Here is a 2,544-nt window from a genome sequence, read left to right on the forward strand (position 1 = left end):
GTAGAATCACGAAAGGGGAAAGCCGAAACTTCCCCCTTAGCATTTAAGCTACCAATAGTACCCTACTAACAAATTAGTATTTTACCTGTAAAGTCGCCATGTAGTTGCGGCCTTCGCCAACAACAACGTTGCTCGTGCTGCCACCTTCAAGGTAGTCAGTATCAAACAGGTTCTCTACATTGAAGCGTGCGACGAAATCTAGGTTCTCGTCATACTTCATTGTATGTGCGATACCCATATCTACACGAGTGTATGCGTCTTTTTTAAAGGTGTTTGAATCTTCAGTGTAACGCTCACCTACGTGGTAAACACCAAGGTTTACGTCAGTGCCGTTATTGAACGAGTAAGTAGACCAAATGCTCGCAGTAAATTCTGGTACATCAGCAGGTGTTTTGCCTTCTAGAGCAGGGTCATTCTGGTACTCAGCATCTAGGAACATTGTAGATGCACTTACAGAGAATGCTTCCGTCACGTAACCAGTTGCAGCCAATTCAACACCAGTATGAACTTGTTCACCAACTTGAGTTGTACGTGTTTCTTTGCCGTTATTACTTGCTGGGTCTAGGTCTTCTGTCACTTGCATGTTCGATTGAGTGATCTGGAACAATGCTCCTGATACAAACAAACGCTCATCAAACAGTTCCCACTTAGAACCTAGCTCGTAAAGTGTACCTTTCTTAGCATCTTGAGACTGACCAAAGTTCACGTCATCTTGATCTGTGATTTCACCAACAGGCTCGAAACTTTCAGAGTAAACTGCGTAAATTGAACCATTTGAAGCCGGAGAGTAAATTACACCAAACTTTGGAAGAATGTTGTTGTAGCTCTCTTCTTGATTAGAACTGCTCGTCGTTTTGTCGTATGCGAAACGAACACCACCAAGAACTTGCCACTGGTCGTTAAGTGTTACTAAGTCTTGAACATATAGACCGTAGTGTTGGCTTTCAGAGTGAGATACTTCATTGTCGTTCTTGTAGCTAACGTTAGAAGGCATATCAAAACCATTGCCACATGCAGCTTCTGTTTCGGCTTCAGTTGCATTAACACAAGTGTAACCAGAGTCGTATAAACGTTCGTAGTCGTAATGAAGGCCATTAACACCAACAAGTAGTCGGTGGTTTACACCTAGTGCATCGAAGTCACCAGTAAAATCTACGTAAGCCGTGTCAAACGTCCACTCGTCGTGACGATCTGATACTTTGTAGCCGTAACCGCCGTTTTTATCGCTGTATACAGTATTGTTCGATTCTGTACGCTGACGCTCGTAGAACTGACGGCTAATGCCTGTTTTAACAGACCAAGTTTCGTTTAAATTAGCAGTTATCGAAGCGCCGTAGTTAGCAACGTCGTTATCTGTTTGAGCGAAACGTTGATCATTAACCGTGTTAGGGTCGATAGCCTTGCCTGTAGAAGTGTCGATTTTAGAACCATTGTCTAAATCGCCCTCTTCGATTGTGCGGTCGTAATGAACTGACAACATGATGTCTTCGTTAATATCGTAATCAACAAATAGACCACCAACAAAACGGTCGGTTTCTACATCTGTGCCATCAAAACGTGTGCGGTAAGAGTCTTGGTTTTCTTGCGAAACAATAAGACGAGCACGTAAGGTTTGGTCATCGTTTAGTGAACCACTTACATCAGCGGTAGTACGCGTGTAGCTATCAGAACCGATATCTTGGCTTACGTTTACTTGAGTCTCGTATGTAGGCTTCTTAGAAACCATGTTAACAAGGCCACCTGGCGCTGATTTACCGTAAAGTAGGCCTGCAGGGCCTTTAAGTACTTCAACACGCTCTAATAGCTCAACTGGTTGACGGTAATGAGACCAATGTTGAACACCGTCACGTAGGTAGCTTGAACCACTACCTAGTGCGAAACCACGTAGGTTGAAGCGTTCACGGTTGGTAGATTTTGAGCCCGCAGAAATAGATGCATCGTTCTTTAGAACTTCACCTAGAGTTGATGCACGCTGCTCATCGATGATTTGTTCATCGATTACTGAAACTTGTCCCGGAGTCTCTAATTGAGTCGCCTCCATGCGCATTGCTGTTGTGTTCGTATCGGCTTTGTAACCGTAGTCACGACCTTCAACAACCATGTGCTCGTCTGTTTTTGGTGTTTCTGCCAATACTGCTGGTGAAGCTAATACTGCGCCGATCACTAAAGCCAATGGGCTCTTTGAAAACATGTCCTTTACTCCGCTTTTATTCTTTTTGTACGAGCACTATGGTTAATTATTTGATGTGCTCGCTGAACCGTTACCGGTACCACTGAATCTTTTCGCGAGAGAATATAAGTGATAACTATTACCATTTGCATTAAATTTACATTCTTTGCATTCGTAAAGTTTTGTAAAGGTCTTGGTAAGCGTTATTCATTAGATGTAACAGAACCTGATTCAATACAGATACTTAGAAGTCTTTTTGTTCGGGGCCACTGCCACTACCGTTAAAAATTTTGAAACAGCGTTATTTGCTCACTCAATCTAACAATCAAAAAACGATAAAAATTTTATCTTCTCTTATTTATTAGCTTTGATTC

General features: G+C 42.5%; 1 protein-coding gene. It reads right to left on the bottom strand.

Features of this window, described 5'->3' with window-relative positions; all coding sequences use genetic code 11:
• Nucleotides 1–73: 73 nt before the first annotated feature.
• On the bottom strand, nt 74–2,191 hold the full coding sequence (locus BCT81_RS17990; protein WP_102425344.1) for a TonB-dependent siderophore receptor: 2,118 nt from the start codon (nt 2,189–2,191) through the stop codon (nt 74–76).
• Nucleotides 2,192–2,544 lie beyond the last annotated feature (353 nt).

It is taken from the genome of Vibrio sp. 10N.261.52.A1, assembly GCF_002876325.1.
Classification (GTDB): Bacteria; Pseudomonadota; Gammaproteobacteria; order Enterobacterales; family Vibrionaceae; genus Vibrio; species Vibrio chagasii.

What these genes read in the sequence shown, in the direction of transcription:
- BCT81_RS17990 (WP_102425344.1), bottom strand. Translation starts at nt 2,191, where the DNA reads ATGTTTTCAAAGAGCCCATTGGCTTTAGTGATCGGCGCAGTATTAGCT.